General features: G+C 64.6%; 17 protein-coding genes. 15 read left to right on the forward strand and 2 right to left on the reverse strand.

Annotated features, from left to right (window positions below; translation table 11 throughout):
* Positions 1-94 precede the first annotated feature (94 nt).
* The 5 genes from K883_RS22425 to K883_RS22445 all read left to right on the forward strand — a co-directional run bounded on the left by K883_RS22425 (position 95) and on the right by K883_RS22445 (position 8086).
* The gene (locus K883_RS22425; protein WP_014711835.1) at positions 95-853 is read left to right on the forward strand and encodes a thioesterase II family protein; all 759 of its coding nucleotides are present in this window, start codon (positions 95-97) and stop codon (positions 851-853) included.
* Positions 850-2148: a beta-ketoacyl [acyl carrier protein] synthase domain-containing protein gene (locus K883_RS22430; RefSeq protein WP_014711836.1), complete on the forward strand. Its 1299-nt coding sequence runs from the start codon at positions 850-852 to the stop codon at positions 2146-2148. Before K883_RS22425 ends, K883_RS22430 begins: the two co-directional genes overlap by 4 nt.
* A gap of 3 nt (positions 2149-2151) precedes the next feature.
* Positions 2152-5253, forward strand: a complete 3102-nt coding sequence (gene nbtC / locus K883_RS22435; protein WP_020822736.1) for a nocobactin polyketide synthase NbtC — start codon at positions 2152-2154, stop codon at positions 5251-5253.
* A 290-nt stretch (positions 5254-5543) separates the two neighbouring features.
* Positions 5544-5750, forward strand: coding sequence for a heavy-metal-associated domain-containing protein (locus tag K883_RS22440; protein WP_014711838.1), 207 nt, complete (start codon positions 5544-5546; stop codon positions 5748-5750).
* 137 nt (positions 5751-5887) lie between these two features.
* Positions 5888-8086 carry a heavy metal translocating P-type ATPase gene (locus tag K883_RS22445; RefSeq protein ID WP_231504893.1) on the forward strand — a complete coding sequence of 733 codons (2199 nt, stop codon included), beginning with the start codon at positions 5888-5890 and terminating at the stop codon, positions 8084-8086.
* A gap of 20 nt (positions 8087-8106) precedes the next feature.
* On the opposite strand, the gene K883_RS22450 is transcribed toward K883_RS22445, so the two are convergent.
* The gene (locus K883_RS22450; protein ID WP_033712897.1) at positions 8107-8721 is read right to left on the reverse strand and encodes a DUF305 domain-containing protein; all 615 of its coding nucleotides are present in this window, start codon (positions 8719-8721) and stop codon (positions 8107-8109) included.
* A 621-nt stretch (positions 8722-9342) separates the two neighbouring features.
* On the opposite strand from K883_RS22450, the gene K883_RS22455 reads away from it, so the two are divergent.
* Positions 9343-10704, forward strand: coding sequence for a PPE family protein, SVP subgroup (locus tag K883_RS22455; protein ID WP_033712898.1), 1362 nt, complete (start codon positions 9343-9345; stop codon positions 10702-10704).
* 153 nt (positions 10705-10857) lie between these two features.
* Here the strand turns inward: K883_RS22455 and K883_RS22460 are convergent, their stop codons facing one another.
* A complete protein-coding gene (locus K883_RS22460; protein ID WP_008257501.1) occupies positions 10858-11148 on the reverse strand; it encodes a copper-sensing transcriptional repressor RicR in 291 nt (96 codons plus the stop codon).
* A gap of 502 nt (positions 11149-11650) precedes the next feature.
* On the opposite strand from K883_RS22460, the gene K883_RS22465 reads away from it, so the two are divergent.
* From K883_RS22465 to K883_RS22505, 9 genes are all read left to right on the forward strand, one after another.
* On the forward strand, positions 11651-12082 hold the full coding sequence (locus tag K883_RS22465) for a putative copper homeostasis (lipo)protein LpqS (protein WP_231504777.1): 432 nt from the start codon (positions 11651-11653) through the stop codon (positions 12080-12082).
* A gap of 236 nt (positions 12083-12318) precedes the next feature.
* Complete coding sequence (locus tag K883_RS22470) at positions 12319-13416, forward strand: PLP-dependent cysteine synthase family protein (protein ID WP_020822742.1); 1098 nt, start codon at positions 12319-12321, stop codon at positions 13414-13416.
* A gap of 81 nt (positions 13417-13497) precedes the next feature.
* Complete coding sequence (locus K883_RS22475) at positions 13498-14520, forward strand: ornithine cyclodeaminase (RefSeq protein ID WP_020822743.1); 1023 nt, start codon at positions 13498-13500, stop codon at positions 14518-14520.
* 80 nt (positions 14521-14600) lie between these two features.
* Positions 14601-15884: an alanine racemase gene (locus tag K883_RS22480; RefSeq protein WP_014711845.1), complete on the forward strand. Its 1284-nt coding sequence runs from the start codon at positions 14601-14603 to the stop codon at positions 15882-15884.
* On the forward strand, positions 15881-17290 hold the full coding sequence (locus tag K883_RS22485; protein WP_104150645.1) for an MATE family efflux transporter: 1410 nt from the start codon (positions 15881-15883) through the stop codon (positions 17288-17290). Before K883_RS22480 ends, K883_RS22485 begins: the two co-directional genes overlap by 4 nt.
* Positions 17291-17338: 48 nt before the next feature.
* On the forward strand, positions 17339-18589 hold the full coding sequence (locus tag K883_RS22490) for an MFS transporter (protein ID WP_014711847.1): 1251 nt from the start codon (positions 17339-17341) through the stop codon (positions 18587-18589).
* An 815-nt stretch (positions 18590-19404) separates the two neighbouring features.
* On the forward strand, positions 19405-20766 hold the full coding sequence (locus K883_RS22495; protein WP_014711848.1) for a Mu transposase domain-containing protein: 1362 nt from the start codon (positions 19405-19407) through the stop codon (positions 20764-20766).
* A complete protein-coding gene (gene istB / locus K883_RS22500; RefSeq protein WP_014711849.1) occupies positions 20763-21614 on the forward strand; it encodes an IS21-like element helper ATPase IstB in 852 nt (283 codons plus the stop codon). Before K883_RS22495 ends, istB begins: the two co-directional genes overlap by 4 nt.
* A gap of 1616 nt (positions 21615-23230) precedes the next feature.
* Positions 23231-23665 carry a hypothetical protein gene (locus K883_RS22505; protein WP_014711852.1) on the forward strand — a complete coding sequence of 145 codons (435 nt, stop codon included), beginning with the start codon at positions 23231-23233 and terminating at the stop codon, positions 23663-23665.
* Positions 23666-23785: the final 120 nt, after the last annotated feature.

Below are 23785 nucleotides of genomic sequence, written 5' to 3' on the forward strand. Positions count from 1 at the left end.
TTAGCCTACGCTAAGTTAATGACGCATGCGGTGGTCGTGCCGCCGCGGACTCCTCGCGGCGCATACAGCGACACGAAGCGAAAGGTAGCGTTGCATGCCGCGCACACTGGGGTGGATCAGACAGTTCCACGAACCGGATTTGCCCGAAAGCGTTCCGTTGCTGGTTTTTCCGCATGCTGGGGCTGGCGCGTCGGCGTACCGCGAATTTTCGAAAGCACTGCGCACGACATTCAAGGTCATTATTTTCCAGTACCCGGGACGGCAGGACCGGGCGGCTGAAGCGTCGTTGCAATCACTCCCCGAGATCGCCGCTGGAGCGTTCGGCGAATTCTGGACGTCGGAGCACAATCGCGGGATCCCGATCGTCACGTTTGGGCACAGCATGGGTGCGTTGGTCGCGTTCGAGTTTGTCCGTATCGCCGAAGCCAGCGGAATCGATGTGCGCCAGTTGAACGTCTCCGCGGCGGTTGCCCCTTGCCGCGCAGCGGCCAAGCCACCGCATCCCAAGGATGACGAGGGGATCCTCAACCATCTGGCGGCGCTGGAGGGAACTAGCACCGATGTGTTCACCGACCGCGAAATCATGAGACGGGCGCTTCCGGTGATCAAAGCCGATTACAACGCTTTTGACGTTTACTCCTGCGCCGACGACATCAAGGTAGCGGCTCCGGTACACGCGATGGGCGGTGATCAGGACCCCTATATCACGATGGGCGATCTGTACGGATGGGGCAAACATACCGACACCCTCAAGGTCACGATGTTCGACGGCGGACACTTCTACCTGGAATCGCACATAGGCGCCGTCGCGGAGTTGTTGGCGTCTAGTGCGCACCGCGAGCAGACGGCGTGAGCAGCGACGACCCGATCGTCATTTCCGGAATGGCCGTCGAGGCGCCCGGGGGAATCGACAGTCCCGCAGCCTTGTGGTCCGCACTTGCCGAAGCCAGGGAACTGATTGCCCCCTTTCCGCGCGATCGCGGCTGGCCGATCGACGATCTCCTTTCGGTGTCCGAGCTAGACAGCTGGGGGCCGGTATTCGACGCGGGCGGATTCCTCGACGGCGCAACAACATTCGACCCGCCTTTCTTCGGTATCACGCATCGCGAGGCCCTCGTGATGCAGCCCCAGCAACGGGTGGCGATGCGCGTGGCGTGGAAGGCACTGGAGAATTCGGGGATAAACCCCGGTGCGCTGGACGGCGACGACGTCGGCTGTTTCGTCGGGATGTCCCCGATGGAGTACGGCCCGCGTGCAGCCGTAGCCGATGCCCACAGCGGGCATCGGATCGCCAGCCTAGGCCAGCTGGGGGCCGCCGGGCGTATCTCGCACTGCCTTGGACTGTCCGGGCCATCGATGTGTATCGATTCGGCGTGTGCGTCGTCGTTGACCGCACTACACCTGGCAGCCACGGCGGTGCGGACGGGCGAGTGCGAATGGGCGCTTGCCGGCGCGGCGTGCGTCATGGGGTCACCGGGAGCTTTCTACGAGTTCGCAAGGCTCAATGCGCTTTCCACTGACGGGCATTGCCGCGCCTACTCGGAGGACGCCAGCGGCACCGTGTGGGGGGAAGGCGCGGGGATGGTCGTTGTCGAATCTGAATCCCGCGCACGCCGACTGGGACACCGGATCTATGGACGCATCCTGGCCGTCCGCACCAACCACAACGGCAAAGGCAAGCCGATCCTCGTACCCCGGGTGCGCGCGCAAGAGCAGCTCATCCGCAAGACAATTGACGCGGCGGGGATCGATCCGGCCGAAGTCGGAATGATCGAAGGGCACGGCACCGCGACCCGCGCGGGCGACCCGGTGGAATTGCTGGCCCTTTTCAAGACCTACGGCGCGGCGGGATCCGAGGCGCGGCTGGGCTCGTTGAAGTCGAACGCCGGGCACGCGCAAGCGGCATCCGGAATCCTCGGACTGATCAAACTGTTACTCGCCGGCCAGCACGGTCAGATCCCACCAACGCTCTTCTCGGACAACCCCACCGAGACGGTGGACTGGGACCTGACAGGCCTGCGATTGGCGACAAAACTGCACCAGTGGGAGCCCATAGGCGACGTCCGCTACGGCGCGGTCTCATCGTTCGGCGCCGGTGGCGCCAACGCGCATGCGATCATCGCGATGCCCGCAAGTTCCCTGGAGTGAATAGTGGCACCTCTTACCTACCGGCTTCCGAACGACACCATTCCCGTCCTGTTATCGGCCGAAACCCGCGAATTACTACGGTATGAGGCTGTCGCCCTCCTTTCTTATGCCGCAGACCATCCCGAGGTGACACCCGACCGGATCGCCGAAATGCTGTTTCGGACGCGGATCGCGCGCCGGCACCAAGCCCTAGTCATGGTGAGCCAGCGCGACGAGTTGATCAGCGCCCTGCACGCGGTTATCGATGAATACGAACATCCTTCGTTGGTGCGCACCAATACACCCGCCAGCACCCGCCGGCTCGCCTACGTTTTTCCCGGGCAGGGAGGCCAACGACCGGGGATGGGGCGGCTCTTTTACGAATCGATACCGGCATTCCGAACCGAGGCAGATCGCTGTGCCGAGGCATTCCAGACGCAGTTCGGCGAGTCGCCGCTGAAATACCTTCTCGACGACAAATTTCCAGCCGAAGACAGTTCGGGCGTCGTCCAGCCCGCGTTGTTCACCCAGATGGCCGGCCTGGCCGCGATGTGGCGATCATTCGGCATTGCGCCCAACGTCACCATCGGGCACAGCCAAGGCGAGATCGCCGCAGCCTACGTATCCGGGATGACCACTTTGGCAGATGCCGCGCTCGTCGTCGGGCTCCGTGCACGTGCCGCCGACGAGTTCGCCTCCGGTGATTACGCCATGGCCGTTGTCGCCGCCGACCGTGACACCTGCGAGGACTTACTCGCACGTTGCTCGGGCTGGGCGCAGCTGTCGGTGGTGAATTCCCCGAGCATGGTGGGCATTTCAGGCGATCAAGAGACGGTGCAGGGCATCGTGGACACGTTGACCGAGCGCGGCACGTTCGCGCGCGTCATTCGCGTGCAGTATCCCGCGCACAGCAGCTTGATCCATGAGCTCGCCGCTTCGGTACGTGCGTCCATGCAGCGCCAACTGCAGAATGCGAAGTTCCTCGACACCGACATCGACTGCCTCGGAGGCACTCTCGGCGGCCCCATCATGCCTGAGCTGCCGGTCGACGAATATTGGTTCTGGAACCTGCGCAACACCGTTCGCTTCGACAAAGCGATTGCGACCGCGGTGCGGCACGGCATCGATACTTTCGTCGAACTAGCCGAACATCCGACGCTGCAGTTGGCGATTCACGAGAATCTCGCCCTCCAGGCGGACGAACGCGAGGCGGTGGTGGTCGGCACGTCGGAGCGAACCGCCACCGATTTGGGCGAGTTCACCCGCGGCCTCGCGCAGGTGGCAGTACACGACCTCGACTATTCGTGGGAGTGCTTGCGCACCGAATCTGACGGCCACGTCCGGCTGCCGTTACGCGATTTCCCCAACACCCGGATGAACGAGACGCGGCTGTGGCTGCCGTATAACGAGGTTCTGCCCGTGCGTGCCCGCCAATCATCCGCTGTCACACCCGTTGCCGCAGTGACTGATTCGGCGCGCAGCCGAGCCGCAGAAGCCATACCGGCTCGCCTTCTCGTCGAGGAGTGGGTTCGGCTGTCGCAACGCTCACTGATGCCGCCGCGCGCCCTCGGAATCGTGGATCACACCGGAGCCTGCGGGGACCTGGCCACCACCTTATGCGTCGTGGCCGAAGAAATCGGCGCCACGGCTCGCATGATCAACACCGAAAGCAGCGCCGCCAGCGGCGATCTTAATACGCTCGTCATCCTGGTTCCGCAATCGCCCGAACTGGACGACGCCGCCGCAGCAGCCGAGGTCGCGACATTCTTTGCCGACCGCAGCTGGTGGCCGGGGATACACGACGCGGTCACCGACTGCTGGCTCGTAACAGTCGGCGGTGAGACGGTTGTTGCAGACGATGCGCCGCCGGACCCGGTTCACGCGGCAGCCAGCGCAGGGTTTCGCAGCATAGGTGCCGACTATCCAGGCATTGGATTCCGACACCTCGATCTCCCGCGCGGAATGACGGCGTCAGACTCGACACACGCAATCCTCACGGCGCTGCACACGGCTGAAGAATCCGAGCTGGCATTCCGCAACGGCGGCCTCTACGCCAAGCGCATCGCCGAGAGCGACACCTCCGCCGGCGACTGCGACACAGCACCCCCTGAGCATGTGCTCATCATCGGGGGAACAGGAAATCTCGGGCTCGAATTCTGCGAGCACTTCGCGCACTGCGGCGCGCAGCGAATCACTTTGGTAAGCAGATCGGGCGAGACGGCTGCCGTCGCAGATCGACTGCAGCGCATTCGTTCGGCCGCAGCGACGCCGATCCATGTCACTAGGTGCGACGTGGGCGACCAAGCAGCGGTCTCGCGACTGGCTGCCGAAAACCAAAGCGTGCCTGCGGATCTGATCATCCATGCCGCCGTAGAGTATTCGGCTGTCGAATTCCTGGACATCACCACCGAGAAAGTCGACCAGGCATTACGCGCCAAAGTTGTTGGCATCTGCCGCATATTAGGGACGTTCCCCAGGACAGACAACTGTCGGGTAGTCCTATGCTCCTCGGCCAGGGCGACGATCGGCGGCCGGGGACAGGTCGTCTACGCGGCGGCCAATCGGATACTCGACGCTATGGCGCACCGACTCCGAGCCGAGGGTTTGGACTGCGTGTCCGTGCAGTGGGGACAGTGGACCGTCCATTTTGATCTCGATGACGCCAGCATGGCGCAGCTGGCCGCCATCGGCGTCGTCCCGATGTCTCCCGCCGACGCAATCGCTTTGGGAATGCGCCGACTTCCTGGAAATGCCATCGTCGCGGCATTCGACTTCACTCGCGCACGATCAGTCCTGGAGGTCTACGGCTACGGCCCGCTGTTGTCCCAGCTGACCTCGCCCGTCGCGGCAACTTCTATCGTCGAAGCTCCAGCCCCCGTCGAGGAGACAGGTCTACCCCGACGATTGGTAAACCTGCTAGCCGAAGCCATCGGTGTCGACCGCACCGAGACGATTGACACCACCGCCCCCATGGTCGCGATCGGCCTGGATTCCCTGCAGGCACTGGAGTTACGCCGCCGTGTGAAGGCCGAATTCAATCACGATCTAGAGGTCTCGGACCTTCTCGGAGGGGCATCCCTTGCAGACGTTCTGACGCAGTTGGGCGGGCCGCGAGCTGCACCTTGACCAGGAACTAATTCCTGTGCGTCGCGTCGATTCGGCCGCCGGACTGCATGCCGGCCCGATGCGACTCGAGAAATGGGCGCTTCGCTTCGCAGTGAGGCCGTCAACCAGCCGTTGGTGGTCCGTGCCATCTTTCGATCGGGGCAATATTTTCGGCGAAATGTGGTTATGCCAAATGAACCTTCGTCCCCGTGAGCTCGGCAGCGCGTTCGTTCGGGATGTTGACACTTGGACAGATACCCTATGGGGGTATATTGTTGATTGAAACGGCTTTCGACGTGAAAGGAGCCGACATGAGCACCGTCACAGTCAGGGTTGCGGGAATGACCTGCGCCCATTGCGCATCCTCAGTACATGATGAGGTCGGCAGCATCGCCGGCGTCACCGCAGTCGACGTCGATTTGTCAACTGGCAAGGTCACCGTGGAGAGCGACAACCCAGTCGACAACGACGCGCTCAAGGCCGCCGTCGAAGAGGCCGGATACCAGCTCGCCGGCTGAGGCAAACCCTCAACTGTGTGCGACCCCCGTCGAACGGTCCGCCGGCCCGCTAGCAGGCCGGGCCTCTAAAGGAGAGCAGTGTGCGTCCCGTCATCGAGACAACACCCATCGGCCACGTCGAGCTGCTGATCGACGGCATGACCTGCGCGTCGTGCGCGGCCCGAATTGAGAAGAAGCTCAACAAGCTTGACGGCGTCACCGCGACGGTCAACTACGCAACGGAAAGGGCCAGCGTGGCCTACGTCGGCGATGTCTCGCCCGATCAGCTGGTGGCCGCGGTCGAGGAGGCCGGCTACACGGCGGCGCTTCCCCAGCAGAAGGCGGCCGATGGTGACCCGAACGAGCAGCCCGACGGCGACCCCACGGCATCGCTACGGCAGCGGCTCCTGGTTTCGCTGGTGCTGACCGTGCCGGTGATCGTGATGGCAATGGTCCCCCCGCTGCAGTTCGCCAACTGGCAATGGCTGTCGCTGACGCTTGCTGCTCCAGTTGTGGTGTGGGGGGCGTGGCCGTTCCATCGGGCCGCGTGGGCCAACCTGCGCCACCGCACCGCGACGATGGACACGCTGATCTCGATGGGCACGCTCGCCGCGTTGGGCTGGTCAGTCTATGCGCTGTTCTGGGGCACTGCCGGAATGCCTGGCATGAGGCACGCCTTCGAGTTCACCGTCACGCGTACCGACGGTGCCGGGAACATCTATCTCGAGGCCGCCGCCGGTGTCACAACCTTCATCCTGGCTGGCCGGTTCTTCGAGGCCCGAGCCAAGCGGAGGGCCGGCGCCGCGCTGCGTGCGCTGCTCGGCCTCGGCGCCAAGGACGTCGCTGTGCGCAAAGGCGGTCTGGAGCAACGCATTCCGATCGAACAACTGGCAGTGGGCGACGAGTTTGTGGTGCGGCCGGGGGAGAAAATCGCCACCGACGGCGTCGTCGTCGAGGGCGCTTCGGCGGTGGACGCATCGATGCTGACCGGCGAATCGGTGCCGGTGGAGGTTCGGCCCGACGACCACCTCATCGGGGCCACCATCAACGTCGGCGGCCGACTCGTGGTGCGGGCCAACCGGATCGGCTCCGACACCCAACTGGCGCAGATGGCCAGGCTGGTCGAGGAGGCGCAAACCGGAAAGGCGAACGCGCAGCGGCTGGCCGACAAGATCTCGGCCATCTTCGTGCCGATCGTCATCGTGTTGTCGGTGGCGACGCTGGGATTGTGGATGGTCGTCGGCGGGTCGATCGGCGCGGCGTTCACGGCTGCCGTCGCAGTATTGATCATCGCCTGCCCCTGCGCACTGGGCCTGGCCACGCCGACCGCTCTGATGGTCGGCACCGGCCGCGGAGCCCAGCTCGGCATCCTCATCAAGGGTCCCGAGGTGCTGGAATCGACGCGACGCATCGACACCATCGTCCTCGACAAGACCGGCACGGTAACCACCGGCGCGATGGCCCTGATCGATGTGATCACCGACGACGGCGAACAGCCCGATCAGGTGCTCCGGGTCGCCGGCGCGCTGGAGGCTGCCTCCGAACATCCCATCGCCACCGCGATCGCAAAAGCGGCACGCGAGAAGCTCGGCGAGATTCCGGCCGTCGAGGAATTCACCAACCTCGAGGGGCTCGGTGTCCAAGGTGTGGTCGACGGCCACGCGGTGATGGTAGGCCGCGAACGACTGCTGGCGGACTGGTCGCAGCACCTGCCGGAGAAGCTCGCTGAGTCCATGCGGGCGGCCGCGTCGCAAGGTAAAACCGCCGTCGCAGTTGGCTGGGATGGCAGGCCACGTGGCGTGCTCGTGGTTGCCGACGCGGTCAAATCGACGTCGGCCGAGGCCATCAGCCAATTACGCGCGCTTGGATTGACACCGATCATGCTCACCGGCGACAACCAGGCCGCCGCTGACACAGTCGCCCGTCAGGTCGGCATCGACCGCGTGATCGCGGAGGTGCTGCCCCAGGACAAGGTCGATACCATCAAGCGGCTGCAGGCTGACGGCAAGGTGGTGGCCATGGTCGGCGACGGCGTCAACGACGCTGCCGCGCTGGCCCAGGCCGACCTCGGACTGGCGATGGGTACCGGCACCGATGTCGCCATCGAGGCCAGTGACCTGACTCTGGTCCGCGGCGACTTGCGCGCGGTTCCCGACGCAATCCGGCTGTCGCGCAAGACGCTGGCCACGATCAAGGGAAACCTGTTCTGGGCCTTCGCCTACAACGTCGCCGCGCTGCCGCTCGCCGCCGCCGGGCTGCTCAACCCGATGCTGGCCGGCGCCGCGATGGCGCTCTCGTCGGGGTTCGTCGTCAGTAATAGCTTGCGGCTCCGTCGGTTTCAGCCGGGTATCCGGTGATCCCTCGAGCGTCTTGACAGTTACAGCGAGGCCAGGAGCTTCTGCATGGTGTCGATTTCCTGCTGCTGGCTGGCGACGATCGAGCGGGCCATCGCCGTCGCCGCAGGATATCCGCCGGAATTGACCTCGTCCTGGGCCATGGCGATCGCGCCCCGATGATGTTGGATCATCTGCGTCAAGAACAGCTTGCTGGCCTCCACGCCTTGGGCGTTCTTTAGCGCGGCAATGTCCTCGTCGGACATCCCGCTCATACCCGGCATGGTGCTCTGAGTGGGCATCATGCTCTGGCTGGGCATCATCGTCTGGCTCGGCGTCCCCCACTGGCCCAACCAAGTCTGCATCTGTTCAATCTCGGGCCCTTGAGCTGCCTTGATCTGATTCGCCAGATCCACGACACGGGAATCGATCCCTTGCTTACCCAACACGATGTCGCTCATCTCAATGGCCTGCTGATGATGCGGAATCATGTGCTGCGCGAACACGACATCAGCCTGCTTATGGCCGTCGGGGGCCGACGCTGAAGTCGGTGCGCCCTTTGTGGGGCCAGCCTGGTCATTGCCGGAGTTACTACATGCGCCGACGCCGACCAGCGCCGCCAACGCCGCGACAGCCGCCGCCAGAGTCCTGATTCTCATCACAACAAGCCCTTTCCTCCGTTTTCGCGGCCGCCCCCCGGCGCTCTGGCGATGCGCTGACTTGTCGACCGCTGCACGACAGCTACAAGTCTGCCCGCAGCCGCTTTGGCTCAATCAGGCGCTTCGACGAAATTCGATAAAGACCGTATCCGGTCGACGATGCTCCTGAGGAACGGTCGTATTGCTACAGCATCCCGATAGAACCAGTTGACCGGCATACACCGAATCGCGGCGGCGGACGGCATTCTCGTTCAGCGAATGAATCCGGCTGTACCGCCAAGGGCAGTGCAGGGGCATCAACACCTCACAACCCATCATGGCTGTGCGGCGACTGACGGCGGCTGAACGCGATTTCTCGGACCAGGCGCCAAACCCTTTGTGAGTTCTTGCGTCATGTGCAAGTTAATCTGTATTTCGCTCTGTTCGTTGACGTGGGAGCGCTTGCAAACGTGTGAGGCCGTCCCCTCAGCAGTCGGGACCGTCTCATTAGGTCGCCTTCCTTCGTGGTACCGGCACTGCCCGAAGGATCGCGATTTGTTTGCTGCTCGGCTGGCTACCCCCATACGACGCGCACCGGAGCCGTCGATGCCCTCGCGGCCATGAAAGCGATCGGAGGAGAACGTGGACTTCGCAGTACTACCGCCGGAGGTTAACTCCGCGCGGATGTACGCCGGTCCGGGCTCGGGACCAATGCTGGCCGCCGCCATGGCCTGGGACGAATTGGCCGCCGCGCTGCAGTCGACGGCGGACTCCTACCAGGCGGAGATCACCGCCCTGACCTCCGGCCCGTGGGTCGGCCCGTCGGCTGCGGCCATGACCGCGGCGATCGCCCCCTATCTGGAGTGGATGCGGACCACCGGCGCCCAGGCCGAAGAAACCGCCACCAAGGCCCGGGCCGCGGCCTTCGCCTACGAGACGGCCTTTGCCGAGACGGTGCCACCCCCGGTCATCACGGCGAACCGCACCCTGCTGGCGTCCCTCGTCGCGACCAACTTCCTCGGGCAGAACACGCCGGCGATCGCCACGACCGAGACCGAGTATGCCGAGATGTGGGCGCGTGACACCGCGGCGATGTTCGGCTACGCGGGTTCTACGGCGTCGGCGACCAGGCTGACGCCGTTTGTCGAGCCGGATCAGACCACCACCTCCGGTGCCGATCAATCCGGAGCCGTGGCACAGGCCACCGGCACCGCCGCCGGGAGCGCACGCAATGCCGTTGGACAGCAATCGCTCTCGGCGGTACCCAACATGCTGAGCAGAGCTGCAGTGGGACCAACTGCCGTCGACCCGTCGGTGACGGACGTGCTGGGCGTGGAGAGCGATCTGATCACGGTCTTTCTCAACGGGCCCGCCAGCGTCGCTGGACTCGGCACGGTAACACCCTTCGGTACGACGACTCTTCCCTTCAACATTGCCGGCGCGCTAACCGGTTTCCACACCGATGACATCGTCAGCGGCTGGGCCGGTGTGCAGTCCTGGCCGGGGGCGGGCGCGGTGCCGCCATCGCCATTCCCGGTCATCACGAACCCGGCGGGCGGGTTTGGAACTCTGGCGTCAGCGGGGCTCGGTGAGGCCAACACCGTCGGCGGCCTGTCGGTACCGCCCGGGTGGACAGCCGCCGCCCCGGCGATACGACCGGCCGCCTTGGCGTTGCCGGCGACCAGCGCCGGCGCCGCCGCCGAAGCCGCTGCCGCGGCCGCCCCCAGCGGCACCGGGAGCCTGTTCGGCGAGATGGCGGTGGCGAGCATGGCCGGGCGCGCGATGGCCGGCACGAGCGCGTTGGGTCGGGAGCGAAGCCGGGCCGAGACGGCGAAATCCCCGCGCGACCCGAACAAGAAGGACAAGACAAACGCCCCGCAGGTTTCGCCGGTCGGAGCGATCAACATCGCTGCCGAGCTCCGCGAGCTGGCGTCGCTGCGTGCCGCCGGAATCCTCACGCAGCAAGAATTCGACGAACAGAGAATGCGCCTGCTGCCAACATGATCCAGGCCCATGCCATGTGTTCGTTACCCGGCGCTTAATGCCTCGCGAAGGGTTGAGCGACGTGTGCTTGCGTCATGCGGGTGCGACGGCGCTCGCGGATTGCTGCGTCGTGTGAGCTCCACCTGGCAGCGGTTGTATGCATGCGTGCAGCGTTCAAGAGCGAACAAGTCGTGCGATTGCGGCGGAGGCTTCGGCCAATTTCGCGTGGGCCTGGTCGCCGCCCTCCGCGGCGGCGCGGGTCAGGCAGTGGTCAAGGTGCTCGTCGAGCAGATTCAGCGCGACTGACCGTAAGGCGCTGCTGGCGGCGCTGATCTGGGTGAGGACGTCGATGCAATACTTGTCGTCCTCGATCATCTTCGCGATGCCGCGGACTTGGCCCTCGATGCGGCGCAGTCGCTTGGCGTAATTGTCCTTCTGCGCCGAATATCCGAGTGGGGTTGTCATCTATCCTCCCAGCGTCTTGGTCATCGGGGGACCTGCGCCTACTGCGTGGCGAAGAGGGTCAGCCATCGCAATGGCGTCGGTGTCGTGGAAGCGGTGCCAGGATCGCGGAAATCCGAGTGCTGATGGGCCTCATTATGGCACGTACCGTGCCGTATCGCGCCCAACGGGTAATCACCCATTAGAGGGCCCAACCAGACCGGTGGCCGAGTTCAGGCTCGTGTAGGCCCGCACGTCAGGCAACGGGCCGTCAGCCGTATGGCAAGACTGACCCTCTCGACACTGCGTGTATCGACACACGAAGCTGGAAGCCGCATTACCCTTTGCGGGTATGGGGTACACACCGTATCGTCGGTGTTGTGGACTTTCCCCTACCTACGTTCGGACGTTTGGCCGACCCCCACGGGCGGCTGATGGGGTATCGATCACGGACTGATCTCGGCCGGGTGTCGACTCATTTTGGAGCGCGGATGGCCACGACCAGCGGTGCTACGGTCGGGGTGTTATGAGATTGGCCAGCGCTAGCGGAACGCCACGGCTGCGGTATGTGGTGGCGGTGGGGGCTGCGGCGTGGTTGGCGATGTGGGGGGTCCTGATCGGCGCCCACAGCATCATGGGGCATTCGCAGTCTTCGCTAGCCCATCCGGCCCACGCGTTGGTGGCTTCGCTGGGTGGTGAGTTCACCGTTGATGTCGATCATCCGCATGTGAGCAAGGGTTCTGCGGGCGGACATCATGAGCAGTTCACCACGGCGGTGCTGCCGCGCTCGGGCGCGGTGGCGGCTGCGTTAATCGCGTTGGGTGCGGTGGCCGCCGTGGCGCTGACCGGTGGGCTGGCCCGGTTTGGGGTGCCCGCCGGGCGCGGCCCGCCCCATACCCCGGCTTTGTCTGTTACCGGTCAAGACGTCTTGACCCGGTTCTGCTTGTCTCGTCGCTGACTGGTCAGCGCCAGGTCGTTTCTGCCCTTTAGTGGCAGCGGCCGGCGACCGCTGACCCCTGTCACCATGTGCCGCGCACCGGTATTCGCGGCTCCCGTGTGAAAGCGACGAATTCCATGGCTGAAATTCTTCCCTTCGACAACACTTGCGTTCACCCCATCGCGGCCCTGAAGGTTGTTGAGCCGCGCGACTGCGCACCACCCGCCCCCGCCACTTCCCGGCGACCCGCCGCCCTGGTGGGTAACACACCGGTGCTGCGCATTGAGGCGCCGTTGACCCCACCCGATCGCGGGTTTTGGGCCAAGCTAGAAGGGTTCAACCCCGGCGGCAGCATGAAAGACCGCCCGGCCCTGCACATGGTCGAAGCCGCCCGCGCCCGCGGCGAATTAGCTCCCGGAGCGCGCATCGTCGAATCCACCAGCGGCAGCCTCGGATTAGGCCTAGCGCTGGCCGGCCAAGCCTACGGGCACCCGGTCACCGTAGTCACCGACACCGGCATGGAACCCATCGTGCGCCACATGCTGGCCGCCTACGGCGCCCAGGTCGACCTGGTCACCGAACCCCACCCCATCGGCGGCTGGCAACAAGCCCGCAAAGACCGCGTCGCCCAAGTTCTGGCCGACCACCCCGGCTCCTGGTGCCCCGACCAATACAGCAACCCCGACAACATCACCGGCTACCGGTCGTTGGCGTTGGAGCTGCTCGATCAACTCGGCAACGTCGACGTGCTGGTCTGCTCGGTAGGCACCGGCGGACACTCCGCCGGCGTGGCGCGGGTACTGCGCCAATTCAACCCCGACATGAAACTGATCGGAGTCGACACCATCGGCTCGACCATCTTCGGCCAACCCGCCACCACCCGGCTCATGCGCGGCCTGGGCTCCAGCATCCATCCCGCCAACATCGACTACCACGCCTTCAACGAAGTCCACTGGGTCGCCCCCCACGAAGCCGTCTGGGCCGCACGCACTTTGGCGGCCAGCAACTTCGCCAGCGGCGGCTGGAGCGTCGGCGCCGTCGCCCTGGTCGCCGGCTGGGCCGCACGCACCTATCCCAAAGACACCCGCATCGCCGCCGTCTTCCCCGACGGACCCCAACGCTACTTCGACACCATCTACAACGACCACTACTGCCACCAACACCAGCTCCTGGACTGGCAAACCACCCCCCAACCCACCACCCTCACCGACCCCAACCAACACGTCATCACCTCCTGGACCCGCACCACCACCATCACCAACCCCACACTGCTGCGCGGGGCAATACCGATCCGAAAGGCGGCTGCGGGGATGCAGGGAGGAAATGGCTCAGTCGACGTGAAAATTCCTGCATAGACGCGCTGCAAGTATTGTGCGCAGCAGACTTCCCATTCATCACTGCGGCTGGATCAAAATACGAGAGGACGGAATACAGTAATGGTTTCTGCAGCAACAGGCAGCCGACCGGTACAGCAGATTCTGGACCGCGAGGACGTGGGATTGCGCGTGCTAACACGCAGCGATATCGCCGACATTGCGATCAGTCCCACTGAGGTAATGGAACTGGTCAAGGGCGCTTATCTGCGAGTGGCCGAAGGTTCTTCCCGGGCGCCGGCAAAAATCATGATGCGCTCGCCGTACCGGGATTCGGCCGCCTATGCGATGCCCGGCTATGACGGCGGTTCACAAATCACGGCGTTTAAAGACTATTATATGCAAAACGACGACGGGAAAAAAGAATACATCACCATCACGCTCTACGACGATAAAGCGGGTTTGCCAATAGCATTGATGGACTGCTTCCGAGTGACCGCGCTACGAACTGCCGCCAACACCGCGCTGATCGCGGGCGCATGCGCACCGCCCGGGGCCCGCACCGCGCTGGTGACCGGTTCGGGCGCCCAAGGCCGATACACCTTCCCGTACCTGCTGACTGCTCTGCCGGACTTGGATCGGCTCCTGCTGTTCGGCACCCATCCCGATGGCATCGCCGCCGTGCGCGCGCATGTCCGCGAGCAATACCCCGACCGAGACATCGAAATCGTCACCGACCCCGAGAAAGCCGCCAGCGAAGCCGACGTTCTAGTTGCCACCTCGGCTGGGCCGGCCACCGAGGTCAAGTTCCGCACCAGCTGGCTTAAGCCTGGGGCGCTGTTCGTCTCGGTCAACGGGACCGGCGTGCACTCGTCCTCGCTGCGCGACGCCGACTACGCCGTGGCGACGAGCGCGGGCCAACTGGCGGTCACGGGCACCCGCTTCGCCGACGAGAACGGCTCGTTACGCTTGGACACCGAGCTGCCCGACATCCTCGCCGGACAAGCACCGGGCAGGCGAGACAACGATGACCGGGTCTTCGTTTTCAACAGCGGCATGGCCATCACCGACATCCCTGTGGCGCACGAACTGGCCGCCCAAGCGATCGCTCGTGGACGCGGACAGGAAATCAAACTGTGGAGCTAGCACAGACGCCGTTGTCGCTGCCGGCGGTAGAGCCGGAATGGTTCCGGGAAGTCATATCTGATCGTTCGTTGATAGCCGATATGGCTCATGCGCTCGGAGGCCCGTTTCACGTGCTGTTCGCGCCGCAGTTCGCCCGAAACCTGAAGGCGTTTAGCGATGTGCTCGACTCGGCGGGCGTGGAAGGGCAAGTATTTTTCGCCAAGAAAGCCAACAAGGCGGGGTGCTGGTTGCGCGTCTGCGCGCAGGTCGGCGCAGGTGTCGATGCAGCCAGCGCCCCGGAATTGGTTCATGCGCTTAGTTGCGGTGTGCGCGGTTCAGACATCGTGGTCACCGGGCCCGCCAAAAGCGAACATCTGCTCTGGCTAGCCGCCCGCCACGGTTGCTTGATCGCAGTGGACGCCCTCGACGAGCTCGACAGGGTTATCGCGCTGGCCCATCGCGGCGAGAGCGTCCGGATCATGTTGCGGGTGCTTCCAGAGGTGAACCCGCACAGCAGATTTGGTCTAAACCCCACCGAATTGGATGCCGCGCTACAACAATGCGCCCAGCAGCGGTCGCGTGTGTCAATGGAAGGATTCTCGTTTCACCTCAACGGATACGAGGTCGCGCCACGTGCGCAGCTGGCGGCCCAGCTGGTTGATCGTGTCGTTGAGGCACGTGCGCAAGGGCTGGCGGCAACGTCCATTTCTATCGGCGGCGGATTCGCAGTGAGCTACCTCGACGCCGAGACGTGGGATCGGTTCTTGCGCGACAGCACCGAAAGCGACTTTCACGCCGGCAAAACGTTCACCCACTTCTACCCCTATCATCAGGAGCCGACCGGGGCCGACATGTTGGCCGCAATCCTCTCCAGCGAGGACGCCGGCGGCCAAGGCACCGTCGGCGACCGATTCGCCACGACGGGAACCAAGCTCCTGCTCGAGCCCGGCCGCGCGTTGCTCAACGGGGCAGGATTCACCGTTTTTCCCGTGCAGGGATTCAAGCGGCGCGGCGACTACGGGATCATCACCGTTCTCGGGCTGAGCATGAGCTTGTCGGAGCAGTGGAAATCCAGCGAGTTCCTCCCGGATCCGACGCTGTGGCCGCAAGAAAGCTCGGACGAGCTGCAGTCGACAGGCCCGGTCCGATGCTGCGTCGGCGGGGCTAGCTGCCTGGACTATGACATGCTGACCTGGCGAAAAGTGGAGCTACCGCGGCAGCCGCGTTATGGTGACCTGCTGATCTACCCCAACACCGCTGGCTACCAGATGGACAAGAACGAATCCGAGTTCCATGGACTCCCCTTGCCGCCGAAACTCGAGGTGACTTGCGACGACGAGGGCCGGTTTCGCTGGCGCCCCGACCAGAATGGCGATCGCTGGTGAGCCGGGCGCCCGTGGGTGAAAACCGCCGGGTGCGGCTTGCTCCCCTGATGCGCACCGGCCGGCAGCTCACCGCTTTGGCCGCACCCATCGCGGGTGTGCAATTCGCCCAAGTTGCGTTGACCACCACCGATTTGGCCATGATGGGCCTCATCGGAGTGCAAGCCATCGCCGCCGGTGGGCTTGCCGCGATCCTGTACAACCTGATGCGCACCATGTGCGTCGGTGTAGTCACCGCGGTGGGAAATCTGGTCGCCACTGCAGCCGCTCAAGGGGAGGCACGTTCCGGAAGCGACCGCCCAGACACCAAGGCGCACACGGAGATCCGCCAGATCAACCGATCCGCCTTCTTGGTGGCCACCATGACGGCTGTCCTTCTCGGCGCCGCACTGATCGCCTTGGGCTATGTATTGCCCGTCTTCGGGGTGGACAAAGACGTGCTGGCCCTCGCGCGACCCATGATGATTGCCTTAGCTCCAGGGCTTGTCCCGATGGTGTGGCTGAATGTGTTGCGGCAGTTCTCCGTTGGTATGCGCCGCCCCGGTCCCCTGTTGGCGGTCAGCATCGCCTCCATCGCACTGAACGCGGCGCTGGACTTGGTGTTCATCTACGGACTGCTGGGCCTCCCCCGGCTGGGCTTGGCAGGCATCGGACTGGCAACGACGCTGGTGCAGGTACTCACCGTTGCGGCCTTCTATTTCATCCTGCGCCGTGACAATCACCTCGCCCCGCTGCTGTCGATCGACGGCTGGAATGCCGACGCTGAAATGGCCCGCCACATCCTGCGGTTGGGAGTCCCTATTTCATTGACGTACGGCTCGGAGGCGGGGATCACGTCGCTGGCCGCCGTGGTGATGGGAACCTTCGGCCCCATCGTGTTGGCTGCGCACAATGTGGTGACTCAGCTGACCCGCATCGCCTTCCAAATCAGCATCGGCTTATCACACGGATCATCCATCCTCATCAGCCGTGCGACCGGCAAAGGTGATAAAGGGCAGGCCGAGCAGATAGCGGTCGTCGCGCTTCTCCTGGGGGTAATTAGCACGGTGACACTCGGACTGCTCTACGTGGTAGCCCCCTACTGGGTTTTACGGCCATTTTTAGACCCCGCCGATTCGGCCACTATTGTGATCGCCAAATTCTTCCTCTTCTTCGCGATAATCCAGCAAATCGTGGACTTCACCCAAAACATCGCCGTGGGACTCCTGCGGGGCATCGGCAACACCAAAGCCGGCTTGCGAGCAACCACGATCGGGTACTGGTTGGTTGGCCTGCCCGCTATGTTGCTCCTGACATTCCCGGCGCAATTGCATGGGGCCGGAGTGTGGATCGGGCTCAGCACCGGCTTCGCCGCGACGGCGGCGCTGCTGCTGCGACGGTTCCGCAAGGATCTGCCTCAAGCAGTCTGACCGGCGTCTGCGTTTTGATAGCGGGAGTTGACGTATAGGGTGCGGTCAGTGGGTTTTGTGGCGCGGTTTCGCGGGTTCGACACGGCCAGCCGGATTCTGCTGATCAATCAGTTCGGCATCAACGTCGGTTTCTACATGCTGATGCCCTATCTGGCCGGCTACCTGGCCGGCCCGCTCGCGCTGGCGGCGTGGGCTGTCGGGCTGGTCCTGGGTACCAGGGATTTCTCTGAGCTCGGCATGTTCATCGTGGGAGGCACCCTTGCCGATCGGCTGGGCTACAAGTGGCTGATCGTGGCCGGATGTCTACTGCGCACCGGTGGGTTCGCACTACTGGTGACGGGCCAGTCCTTGCCCGTCGTGTCGATCGCCGCCGCAGCCACCGGTTTCGCCGGTGCATTGTTCAACCCAGCGATCCGCGCGTATCTGGCCGCCGACGTCGGCGTCCGCCGTGTCGAGGCGTTCGCGATGTTCAACATTTTCAATCACGCCGGCATCTTGCTTGGCCCAATTGTTGGACTTGCCCTGATGGCCATGGACTTTCGGGTCGCCGCGGCCGGCGCGGCAGTCGTCTTCGCCGTGCTCACAGTCGTGCAACTACTGGCGTTGCCTCGCTGCCGCGCCGACCCAGCGCCGGAGAAGACCTCGATACTGCAAGATTGGCGGGTCGTCGTCGCTAACCGCTCTTTCCTGTTGTTCGCCGCGGCGATGACCGGTTCCTATGTGCTCTCGTTTCAGATCAATCTCGCACTGCCGTTGCAGGCGTCGATGCTGGCGCCAGGATCTCATTCATTACTAGTCGCAGCACTTTTCGCCGTTTCAGGGCTCACCGCGGTTGGTGGACAATTACGCATCACCCGCTGGTTCGCCGAGAGGTGGGGAACCAGACGCAGTTTGGCCGTGGGCCTGACCATAATGGCAGCGTCGTTCCTGCCGTTGATCGTCGTCCCAGACCGCGAACGCTTCGGTGCTCTTCCGGCGATCGCGGCGCTTCTGATGTCTGCGGGCCTGCTGGCCATCGGCTCGGCCGCCGTCTTCCCGTTCGAGATGGACATTGTGGTCTCGCTGGGCGGCCGACTGGTCGCCACCCATTACGGCTTGTACAACACCATCATCGGGGCCGGAATCCTCGTCGGTAATTTGGCCACGGGCGCGGTCATGGGTTCCGCACGACAAATGGGCCTGGGCGAACTGGCATGGGCAGGAATGGTTCTCGTCGGAATCGTCGCCGCTGTGGCCTTACACCGCCTGGACCGGACCCACCGCCTGCAGCCCGCCCACTCTGACGTTTTGCCCACCTGAGCGGCCGGCTGTTGGTGGGCCGCAGCACGGTTCGGCGCCTACATACAGTCAGGGCGATGCGTAAGCGATCATGTCCCCCACGCGATCCTTACCTCCAGCGAGGCCACACCAGCTCAAGTCGGTGCGTTGGCACCCCGACGAAAGCGGCGGTGATGGCTACCCGACCTCCCGGGGCACCCACAGCGGAAGCTTTCCGGCTTAGACGATATGCATTGGCGGGCCGGCGAAGGCGAACGACGGGCACTGATCATGGCTCACCACCTCGCAGTGCCAATCCGGCACGAGATCGGAACTGACTGGGGCCTATCGGGAACACCAGGGGCGGCCCGTGGCGGGTCACACGGCCCGCGCGCAGACCTAATGACGGCGCGCCTTTATACCTGGCGCGTGAAGCCGTGGATTGACCGGAGGTACCCTACGGGGGTGGTGTAGATCACACCGAGAGACGTCTATCCGATGCCACTGTATCCGCTGGCTACAGATGATGGCCTGCGTATAGCTCGACGGCCTGCGGGTCGCATCGAGTCGCAGATGCGATGACAAATCACCGGTAGATGAGGGGTAACCCAGGTGATCATCAGGATACTGGTTAGCGCTGCAATCGCTGTCGCCTCCGTCGGACAAGCCCCACCGACCAGTGCTGACCCGAATCCGTTCGGCACACTCAGCTGTAGCTGTTGACCGCGCTCACTGAAATTCCCCACTGATGCTCATCGAAATTCCCCACCCGTGTGGCTCCGCCGAGAAGGGCGGGCCTCCTTCGAAGCTTCTGGTGTCTGACGCCAGTTGCTTCATCGAAGGAGGCCCGCTTTCTCATGCTCACATGGGAGGACGATGTGGAAGTACATGCCCTACGCAAACGTGGTTGGACGATCTCGGCGATCGCCCGCCACACCGGCTTTGACCGTAAGACGGTCCGCAAGTACCTGGCCGGCGACGGCAAGCCCGGGGTGCGGGCCCGGCCCGACCCGGATCCGTTCGAGCCGTTCGTCGACTACGTCACCGCGCGGCTGACCGAGGACCCGCACCTGTGGGCCCGCACCCTCTACGACGAACTCGAGAACCTTGGGTTCGCCCTGTCGTATCAGAGCCTGACCCGCAACATCCGAACCCGCGATCTGCGGCCGGTGTGTGAGGCGTGCCGGACCGCCACGCAGCGCCCAAACGCGGTTATCCCACATGCACCGGGTGATGAAACCCAATGGGATTGGCTGGAATTGCCCGACCCACCGCAATCGTGGGGCTGGGGCAAGACTGCGCACCTGCTGGTCGGCTCGCTGTCGCACTCGGGCAAGTGGCGCGGTTATTTGGCGCCGAGCGAGGACCAGCCGCATCTGGTCGCCGGCCTGGACCGCGTGACCCGCGGCCTGGGAGGTTGTACCCGGGTGTGGCGCTTCGACCGGATGGCCACGGTCTGCGACCCCGGTAGCGGCCGGGTGACCGCCTCCTTCACCGGGGTGGCCAAGCACTATGGCGTGTCGGTGGCGATCTGCCCGCCCCGGCGCGGCAACCGCAAGGGCGTGGTGGAAAAGGTCAATCACACCGCTGCGCAACGCTGGTGGCGCACCCTGGCCGACGAGGTGACCGTCGAGGCGGCGCAAGCGAGCCTGGATCGCTTCGCCCGGGTCCGCGGCGATACCCGGCTGCGGGCCACCGCTGATGGCCGCTCCTCGGTCGCCGTGGTGGCCGAAACGGAGCCACTACAACCGGTGGCGGCGCAGGCGTATCCGGTGATCGTGGCCGAGGCACGCACCGCCTCGCGCCAAGCGATGGTGTCCTACCGCGGTAACCGCTACTCGGTGCCCCCGGAGTTGGCCGCCGCCAACGTGGTGGTGTCTCATCCCGTCGGCGGGCAGTTCTGCGACATCGCCACCATGAGCGGGATCGTGATCGCCCGACACCGACTGGCCGCCGACGGGCTCGGAGTGATGGTGCGTGACAGCGGCCATGTCATCGCCCTGGACGCCGTGGCAATGGCCACCGCGACCACCGGGCGCCCGCACCGCCGCAAGGAAGGCATCCCACCCGGACCGGCTGCCAAAGCCGCTGCCGCGCAACTGCTTGCACTCAAGCAGCCATCCACCACCGCAATTGAAACGTCGACTCCGTCAACCGATTCCACCGTCATCGATCTTTCCGCCTACGAGCGGGCCGCCCAGAACAGGACCATCCAATGACCCCCACCCCGCGCACCGGAAAGCCCACCACCACGACCGAGGAATCGCCGTCGGCGGCGGCGAGCCGCTATCAGCAGTTGCGTTCGCATCTGGCCGAGCTCAAACTGGCCGCGGCCGCCGAAGCCCTACCGGCGGTGCTCGACCAGGCCACCGCTGAGGGGCTGTCGCTGACCGTTGCCTTGGAGCGGCTGCTGGCCGTGGAGGTCGAGGCCAGCACTGCCCGACGGTTGGCCGGGCGGCTGCGGTTCGCCTGCATACCCACCCCGGCCACCCTGGCCGATTTCGATGTCGATGCCGCCGCCGGGATCGACCGCAAGCTGATCGACGAGCTGGGCACCTGCCGCTACCTGGAATCGGCGACCAACATCCTGCTCATCGGCCCGCCCGGGACCGGCAAGACGCACCTGTCCGTCGGGTTGGCAAGGGCCGCAGCCCATGCCGGATACCGGACGTACTTCACCACCGCCGCTGATCTGGCCGCACGGTGTCACCGTGCCGCGATCGAGGGACGCTGGGCCACCACCATGCGCTTCTTCGCCGGCCCGACCCTTCTGGTGATCGATGAACTCGGCTACCTTCCGTTGCCCGCCGAAGCCGCTTCGGCATTGTTTCAGGTTGTCTCCCAACGCTATTTGAAGACCAGCATCGTGATCACCACCAACCGCGGGGTGGGTGCATGGGGTGACATCCTCGGCGACACCACCGTGGCCGCCGCCATGCTCGACCGCCTGCTGCACCGCTCCGTGGTCATCAACCTCGACGGCGAGTCCTACCGCCTCCGCGACCACCACGCCGCCGCGGAAACCCTGCGCCGAACCACCACCGGCACCCGCCAACAACTACACTGACCGCTGCTCACAGGTGAGGATTTTCGGCGAGCACAGCCGGGGATTTTCGATGAGCGCCGTCACTGTCGAGACACTGCTCCTCCGGGCAGCCCAGCCCTAGGGGAAGAGACAGACCGCGGAGTGCAAGACGGTATGTCTGCCTGGTTGCCAGGACATCGCGCCGAGCCAGTGAAATGAGCCCAGGACATCGCGTCAAGCCAATGAAATAAGCGCCTGGTGTCCCCTGCTACCCAGTCCGCCCTGGAGCAGATCTGGGACTACACCCGCAACCGGTGGAGTGCCAACCAAGCCGAAACGTACGTGCGCGAGATTCAGTGAGCCATTGATCCGGCAGCGTTTTCAGAACCGGAAACGACATTCACCGACGACTTCAACATCCGGGGGCGCGCCCCGGCAATTCCGGTCTCCGCCGTGAGTCACCGCATCGCCCACGGTCGGCAAGGCACTCGGGACCCCGCTGCGCCGGCCGACGACTTCCCCAGTTAGTCAGCATGCCGGGCGATATTCAAGCCGCTCCGCATTCTGCGCCGCTCCGCGAGCCAATCACGACCGCTGGCCAGCCAGCCGTCGCCATCTCGCGCCAACATGCCGCCACCATTGTTCGGGACCACCGCCAGGGTGGCGCGTCAACTCGGAACAGCCGCCACTGCGCGCCGCTCGCCTGCCACTCGGCCATCGTGACACCCGACCTCGCGTTTCACCGGCCAAGAAACCGGGCGGGCGCGAGTTGAGACTTCCACGTGTCGCGGACCGCGTGTTGGCACACGCGGTACCCGCGTTCGACCCTCAGGCCACTCGGTAGTCTGCCGCTGATGGAGCAAGCGTTAGCGCGAGCCTTAGTTGCGATGGACCCTGTGCCGCTGTCAGTCGTGCACGGAATCGTCAGCGACGACTGGCTCACTGCGGACCAGACTCATTTCGACGTGCGCTTCCCGCAATTGACGTTCTCGGTGTAGACCTCGTCGACTACCGAAACGAAGGGCGAGAAGGCCATTCGTCTCCGCGTGCCCTGTGTCGTGTCCGTGCCAGAGCCGCTCCGCCCCTCGAGCGTGGCGGGATAACCCGACGCGCGGTTTTCGAGGTCGCACGACGGAGGACCATCGGTTCGCAGAAGCGCCGCGCGCAGGGAGACCGCCACCGCGCCATGGCTCAGTCATCCGCGCCCCGATCATTTCGGTTCACGTCCAACCGCGCTGCCTGGCGCGTCAACCGGCTAACCCTCTTTGCACTGCAAATGACCCGTGCGGCCGGGTGCACTTACCTGAAAGTTAGCGCTGCTAATTTTCACCATGCGCCGAACATCACACCTTTTGCACTTAGGTCTCGTATTGATAACATTTCGTCCAGATGTTTTCCGGAGCAGCGTGGTAGGGGGCGTTGACGCAGTGGTCTTGGAGGCAAGAACGGTTTCGGAACGGGTGTGCCCGCGCTGCGGTACGTCTTTCGAAGTACCCGATAAGGGGCCGGGTCGACGCCCTGTGTGGTGCTCCGCGCGTTGCCGGCGGCGAGCATCCGCGGAGCGCATCGCAGCCCTTGATTCCGGCGCGGCGGTGCGTGTCGTCGAGGTGCCTCGCGCGCATCGTCCCGACCCTGATGCGCGCCTACCGCTGCCCTCCATGGAGACCTTGGCGCGCCTGTTTCTTAGCTCGGACTACCAATGCAAAATTCTCCTGCAATCCCTTGTGCACCGGTACGCGTCGGGCGACATCGGCGACGAGTTGCGGTCCGCGATGGAGCAGTTCGCGGCCTCGGTAGATCTCCACCGGGTCCTGTCGGAGGATCCGTCGTACCGGCAGGCCCGCGACGAGATCGAGACGCTCCGCAGGCGTCTCCGCCATGACGTCGACGCTGCCGATCAGCGCGACCAGGAACTGGCCCGCCTGCGCCGTGAGTCTGAGGAGTTGCGGCGATTGCGAATCCGCGTGGCGGAATTGGAGTCTGTCGTGGCGAGCGCCGCTTACCCACTGCACCAAGCTGGCCAGCACGACGTCATGCTCAGCCGCCAGCAGCGCCGCGCAGCAGAACGCGCGGCCCGCAAAGGTCGCTACTAAGCCGGCGGCCACACACACCGAGCCGGAGTGGAGCAGCGGCGCACGACTGCCGACCGAACCGGTGAGCGCGGGAAGATGCGCCAATTCTCGTCCCGGCCGACCGTCGCGTAACGCCACCGC

Source organism: Mycobacterium sp. TKK-01-0059 (assembly GCF_000709305.1).
GTDB classification, from domain to species: Bacteria; Actinomycetota; Actinomycetes; order Mycobacteriales; family Mycobacteriaceae; genus Mycobacterium; species Mycobacterium intracellulare.

What these genes read in the sequence shown, in the direction of transcription:
- K883_RS22425 (WP_014711835.1), top strand. Translation starts at nt 95, where the DNA reads ATGCCGCGCACACTGGGGTGGATCAGACAGTTCCACGAACCGGATTTG.
- K883_RS22440 (WP_014711838.1), top strand. Translation starts at nt 5,544, where the DNA reads ATGAGCACCGTCACAGTCAGGGTTGCGGGAATGACCTGCGCCCATTGC.
- K883_RS22445 (WP_231504893.1), top strand. Translation starts at nt 5,888, where the DNA reads ATGACCTGCGCGTCGTGCGCGGCCCGAATTGAGAAGAAGCTCAACAAG.
- K883_RS22450 (WP_033712897.1), bottom strand. Translation starts at nt 8,721, where the DNA reads ATGAGAATCAGGACTCTGGCGGCGGCTGTCGCGGCGTTGGCGGCGCTG.
- K883_RS22460 (WP_008257501.1), bottom strand. Translation starts at nt 11,148, where the DNA reads ATGACAACCCCACTCGGATATTCGGCGCAGAAGGACAATTACGCCAAG.
- K883_RS22465 (WP_231504777.1), top strand. Translation starts at nt 11,651, where the DNA reads ATGAGATTGGCCAGCGCTAGCGGAACGCCACGGCTGCGGTATGTGGTG.
- K883_RS22475 (WP_020822743.1), top strand. Translation starts at nt 13,498, where the DNA reads ATGGTTTCTGCAGCAACAGGCAGCCGACCGGTACAGCAGATTCTGGAC.
- K883_RS22480 (WP_014711845.1), top strand. Translation starts at nt 14,601, where the DNA reads ATGGCTCATGCGCTCGGAGGCCCGTTTCACGTGCTGTTCGCGCCGCAG.
- K883_RS22495 (WP_014711848.1), top strand. Translation starts at nt 19,405, where the DNA reads ATGCTCACATGGGAGGACGATGTGGAAGTACATGCCCTACGCAAACGT.
- istB (WP_014711849.1), top strand. Translation starts at nt 20,763, where the DNA reads ATGACCCCCACCCCGCGCACCGGAAAGCCCACCACCACGACCGAGGAA.
- K883_RS22505 (WP_014711852.1), top strand. Translation starts at nt 23,231, where the DNA reads ATGGAGACCTTGGCGCGCCTGTTTCTTAGCTCGGACTACCAATGCAAA.